The organism is Mucilaginibacter sp. (genome assembly GCF_028288105.1).
Classification (GTDB): Bacteria; Bacteroidota; Bacteroidia; order Sphingobacteriales; family Sphingobacteriaceae; genus Mucilaginibacter.
Window position 1 is genome coordinate 1 of the sequence record NZ_JAQBOI010000217.1, and the last position, 5268, is coordinate 5268.

6 protein-coding genes and 1 pseudogene are annotated in these 5268 nt (G+C 40.7%); 6 read left to right on the forward strand and 1 reads right to left on the reverse strand.

The window, feature by feature from the left end; genetic code table 11:
* Window positions 1-632: hypothetical protein (locus JWQ85_RS14775; RefSeq protein WP_299469278.1), on the forward strand; the 632-nt coding region annotated here is incomplete at its 5' end.
* Between the two features lie 87 nt (window positions 633-719).
* Here JWQ85_RS14775 and JWQ85_RS14780 read toward each other — a convergent pair.
* Window positions 720-1367, reverse strand: coding sequence for an autotransporter outer membrane beta-barrel domain-containing protein (locus tag JWQ85_RS14780; RefSeq protein WP_299469280.1), 648 nt, complete (start codon window positions 1365-1367; stop codon window positions 720-722).
* Between the two features lie 217 nt (window positions 1368-1584).
* On the opposite strand from JWQ85_RS14780, the gene JWQ85_RS14785 reads away from it, so the two are divergent.
* The 5 genes and pseudogenes from JWQ85_RS14785 to JWQ85_RS14805 form a co-directional block, all read left to right on the forward strand.
* Entirely contained in the window at window positions 1585-2316 is a 732-nt protein-coding gene (locus tag JWQ85_RS14785; protein WP_299469282.1) for an SGNH/GDSL hydrolase family protein, read from the forward strand.
* Window positions 2317-2321: 5 nt separating this feature from the next.
* Entirely contained in the window at window positions 2322-2699 is a 378-nt protein-coding gene (locus tag JWQ85_RS14790) for a nuclear transport factor 2 family protein (protein ID WP_299469284.1), read from the forward strand.
* Between the two features lie 65 nt (window positions 2700-2764).
* Complete coding sequence (gene xth, locus JWQ85_RS14795; RefSeq protein WP_299469286.1) at window positions 2765-3541, forward strand: exodeoxyribonuclease III; 777 nt, start codon at window positions 2765-2767, stop codon at window positions 3539-3541.
* Window positions 3542-3622: 81 nt separating this feature from the next.
* Window positions 3623-4309: a GNAT family N-acetyltransferase gene (locus JWQ85_RS14800; protein WP_299469288.1), complete on the forward strand. Its 687-nt coding sequence runs from the start codon at window positions 3623-3625 to the stop codon at window positions 4307-4309.
* 228 nt (window positions 4310-4537) lie between these two features.
* Window positions 4538-5268: pseudogene (locus JWQ85_RS14805) on the forward strand (hypothetical protein); the annotation flags it as partial.

Here is a 5268-nt window from a genome sequence, read left to right on the forward strand (position 1 = left end):
CACGGCCATATATCGGTGCGGTTTCTTTTCACTCGTGGCGCGGCTGGGGTGCCGAAACTTTACAGAAGTGGACTGATGCCGCCAAGCAGCTTAATGTGCCCTTATTGGTAGGCGAAGGTAGTATTGATGCGGCAGCATGGGCATATCCGGCGTATTTCGAGGAGCAATCTTATGCCTTAGAAGAGATAAACCTTTATACCCGCTTACTGGCTATATGCCAGCCCCTCTCTATTTTACAATGGCAGCTAACGGCAGACTATTCGCCATTAACAGGCGGCGGTATTTTTGGGGATGATTCTGAATTAAAGCCCACCCAGCGTTTTTGGCAGTTAAAGCAGTTGGCATCAACACCAGAGGGCTTGTTTCACCGGCCGTTTGTTGCCGATAGAAAAGATATCTCGTGCGCCGCGTTGGGTAATGTTGCCGGCAACCAATACATTTTACATATTGTAAACAACGGGGCTGCCCGCCAGGTACATATAAAAGGCTTACCATCTGCCGTAAAGCAATTGGTAGTTTATGTAACCGATAAAAAACAAGCGATGAAACAGCTTATGAAAATTAATGTAAGCGGCCACGAAGCTACATTTAAACTGGGCGCACGTTGCTTTACTACACTTACGGCTAAATAAGACCAATCCTCTGTTACCCTCTAAAAATTTATTGCAAGTAAAAAGCCTTAAGTGTTCAGCTTAAGGCTTTTTACTTATTGCTTAATGTTACTTACCAAATACGTAGTTAACCGAAAGGCTTAACGAGTTAAAGAAGTTTAAACTAAAATCATTCGCAGAGCCCTGTGTTGTACCACTGGTTTTTTGGTGATTGTAATTAATATTACCTAATACAGCAGTCAATCCAAGTCTTTTTACCGGGAAATAAACAAAATCTAACCCTACACCACCGCCGAAGGAATTGCTATGGTAATCTGTGGTAGAATTGCTACCTGAATTAAAATTTTGCTCAGATCTTTGATAAGATAATTTAGGCCCGGTTCTTATCCCTATTTTATTTTCATACAAAAAATATTTTCTTAAATATATACTGCCATAATAAGTATTTGCAGCCTGGCTTTGAGGGCTATAGTAACTTTCGTTTTCTTGTTTTGATCGTGAATAACCTATCGCCACCCCAATATCCAGTTTGTCTGCAATAAAGTAACTATAATTAGGAGAGAAGCTGTAGCTGGTTATTTTGGCATTATTATTATTGATATAGGCGTTGGTGGTGGGGTCAAAATTTGCATAATTATATTTACTTGTTGAGAAACCAAAGCCGGCGCCCAGCATCTGGCTGCCTTTTTCTGTTTGTGCTTTAGCGGTTTGGATGGCAATAATTGATACGAATACCAAAAGGAGTTTTTTGTACATGTAAATTGTTTTTAAGGTTTATAAATTGATTGAAATCGGGTGTATGACGGCAAATGCGACATCGGGTTTAACCGGTTCAACAACAATTGTTATTATTTAAGATAAAGTGGTTATACTGTGCAGGTTAATTTTTATGGGTGCCTGTTTTTCTATGAAATTCCTTTATCTATTCAATTCAAGAATGTAAATTTGAATTCGTCACCTATCGCTAACCATAATGAAATTAACCTATCTGTTACCCATACTCTTATTATCAGGCCCCATATTTGCCCAGCAGCAAAAAGCGGATTCGTCAAATAAAGTCATAACTGTAAAAGAGGATTTTAAAGATGACTGGGCCGATCTGCGCCATTATGAGGCGGCGAACAAAGTATTAGTACCTGCTGCACCCAATGATAAACGGGTTGTATTTTTAGGTAGCTCTATTTTTGAGAATTGGAAAACTTTAGTGCCCGAATACTTTAACAACAAGCTATATATTGACCGTGGTATAGGCGGGCAAATATCCCCGCAGCTGCTTATCCGTTTTCGGCAGGACGTAATAAACCTAAAGCCTAAAGCCGTTATTATATTGGCAGGCAGTAACGATATTGCAGGCAGTACCGGCCATGTAACTAACGAGCGTATTATGGATAACATAAGATCAATGGTTGAGCTGGCCCGGGTTAATCATATAAAAGTTATTCTGTGCGCTTACTTGCCTGTTTATCAATACCAATGGCGTAAAGAGCTGCAACCTGCCAATACGATCATCGACCTCAATAATTTGATAAAAACTTATGCTGCCGAAAACAAACTAACCCTTCTTGATTATTTTACGCCCCTTGCCGATAGCCGTAATGGCCAAAAGGCCGAATTAACGCTTGATGGTGTACACCCTAATGTTGCCGGATATAAAATAATGGCCAAAATAACAGATGAAGCAATTGCCAAAACGCTAAATAGATAAATACTATGGAAAATACAGAAACTATAGTTAAAAACTATGTAAGCGCTTATAACAGTTTTGATGTAAATGGTATGATGGCTGATATGGGCGAATCAATAAAATTTGAGAATATATCTGACGGTAAGGTAAATATGACGCTTAACGGGCTTGATGAATTTAAAGCGCAGGCAGAACAAGGGAAAAACTTATTTAGCAGCAGAAAGCAAACTATTAAAGGTTTTACAGATACTAATGAACAAACCGAAATTGAGATAGCATATCATGCTGTGTTAGCTATCGACCTGCCAAACGGCATGAAAAAGGGCGACGAGCTAAATTTGAGTGGCAGATCGATCTTTAAATTTTCGGGGGATAAAATCGTTGAGATAACAGATATCAGTTAAGGTGAATGATTTGAAACTTTTCATCCTTCGTAAGCATTATATTGAAGAATAAATTTAACTGACCCATGAAAATAGCCACTTATAATGTTAATGGTGTAAATGGCCGCCTGCCGGTGTTATTGCGGTGGTTGCAAGAAACTGCACCCGATGTTGCCTGCCTGCAGGAATTAAAAGCACCCGATGAAAAATTTCCGGAGCAGGCCCTAAAAGATCTGGGTTATAACGCGATATGGCATGGGCAAAAAAGCTGGAACGGTGTAGCTATTTTAGCCCGCAATACAGATATCCGCGAAGTAAGACGTGGCTTGCCAGGCGACCCCGATGATACGCATAGCCGTTATATTGAGGCAGAAGTGAACGGTATAATTATTGGCTGCCTTTATTTGCCAAACGGCAACCCCGCACCCGGGCCAAAATTTGATTATAAGTTGCACTGGTTTGAGCGCTTAACCGCCCACGCTGCAGAGCTATATGCATCCGGCAAGCCCGTGGTATTAACCGGCGACTACAACGTTATGCCAACCGAGCTGGATGTTTATAAACCCGAGCGTTGGGTTGAGGATGCCTTGTTTCGCCCCGAAACACGGGCGGCTTTTAAAAACCTGGTGGCGCAAGGGTGGACAGATGCTATTAGAAAGCTTTATCCCGATGAAACGATATACACCTTTTGGGATTATTTCCGCAATGCATATGGCCGCGACGCGGGTTTACGTATCGATCATTTTTTGCTTAGTCCGCATTTAGATAGCCGCCTGATAAGCGCGGGTGTTGACCGTAACGTACGCGGATGGGAAAAAACAAGTGACCATGGCCCGGTTTGGATCGAGCTGGCCGATAAATAATACTTATCCTGTTAAATTAGCGGTAACGACAGACAAACCCTTGCCCAACACTTTTAACTGAATTTTTATAGGTTTGCTGTAATGGAACACGTATTGGATAACCCCGCATGGAGCGCCCTGATATCGGGTAATAAGCATTTAGCCCTGGGTAACGAATTTGTAAAATACTTTGATAGTGAAGTTTCGCCTTTTGCCGGATTCAAAAAAAATACGGCAGAGAATTTTCAGCGGTTGTATGAGCTAATGCCCTATTACAGGCCGGTACTATTTGTTTCGCCAGTAGAAATACAAATACCAAACCCATGGAAGGTGCTAAACACCGTAAAGGGGTTTCAAATGGTATGCGAGGCGCCAGGCACAGAACAAATTAATACACAGATAAAGATCCGGCCGCTTGTAAGCGAGCATATCCCACAAATGCTGGCGCTTACCAAATTAACCAACCCCGGGCCTTTTGCATCCCGAACTATAGATTTTGGGCATTACATGGGTGTGTTTGAAGATGATAAACTGGTAGCCATGGCCGGGCAACGGTTGCATGCTTTTTCATATGCCGAGATAAGCGCCGTTTGCACACATCCAGATCATTTGGGTAAAGGTTATGCCAGGGAGTTATTAGTATATCATATCAATCGTATCAAGGCGGCAGCCGAGGTGCCGTTTTTGCATGTTAGATATGATAACGAGCGAGCCGTTAATGTTTATAAAAGCCTTGGTTTTTCTACACGGACAGAAGTATATTTTTCTGTGATGCAAAAGGAAAGGTAAAAAAAACTTTTCGCGGAATTAAATAGGCACACACAAAAATTTACAAGCGCTGTTGAATTTCTAAAACAAAAGGGCTTAATTCGCAGGCTTTAAGCTGAGAGGGTAAAATCATGTAAGGGTCATAAGTGATTTTAATGTGTAACACTTACAAGATTTTATAGTTAAAGAACCTAACTTAAATATTACACTTAATAATATATCTTGTATAAATTAGTTAATACCCCCAACGTGCAGAAGAAATCAAATAATACAATATCTCAATTATTAAAAATATTATTGTTGCCCTTATTGATGGGTATTAATAGTTATGCCTATAGCCAGGTGAAAACGGGTACTGATACTTTAAAAGCCGATACAACTAAAGCCTATAAACAAGCCGTTGCCTTGTCAAAACAGTATGACGTTGGTGATTTGTTTAGTGATATTTTTCATCCAAAGAAAAAGCCCGATTCTGTTATTAAGAAATCTTCGGGGATCACCATCATACCAAATATAGCATCAAACCCAAGTATTGGGTCGCAGATAGGTATTAAGGCCGTAGCAGGCCGGGTATTGGGGAGTCAGCCCAATACTTTGATGTCTGTAGCCTCAACCTCTGCTTCTGTTACCACCAAGGGGATTCTTTATTTTTACATTAACCATAATGTATATACCCCGGGCAATAAATGGAATTTTCAGGGTAGCCTTGTGGCAGCCAAGTCTGTTACGCCCGATTTTGGTTTAGGTATTGGCCAGGGATCTGACGCAAGTCTTGCCGATCATGTATTAACCGATCCTGAGCGCAAAGGCTATGTTTTCAATTCTCAATATTATAATTTTAGGGAAAAGGTATATAAAGAGGTGGAGAAGAATTTGTTTGTTGGGGCGGGTGTATCATTTGATATCCGCAGAAAAATTGAGAATAAAGTAACAGATGATGAACTAACCCCCTATAATATTTACAGCGATAAATACGGGTT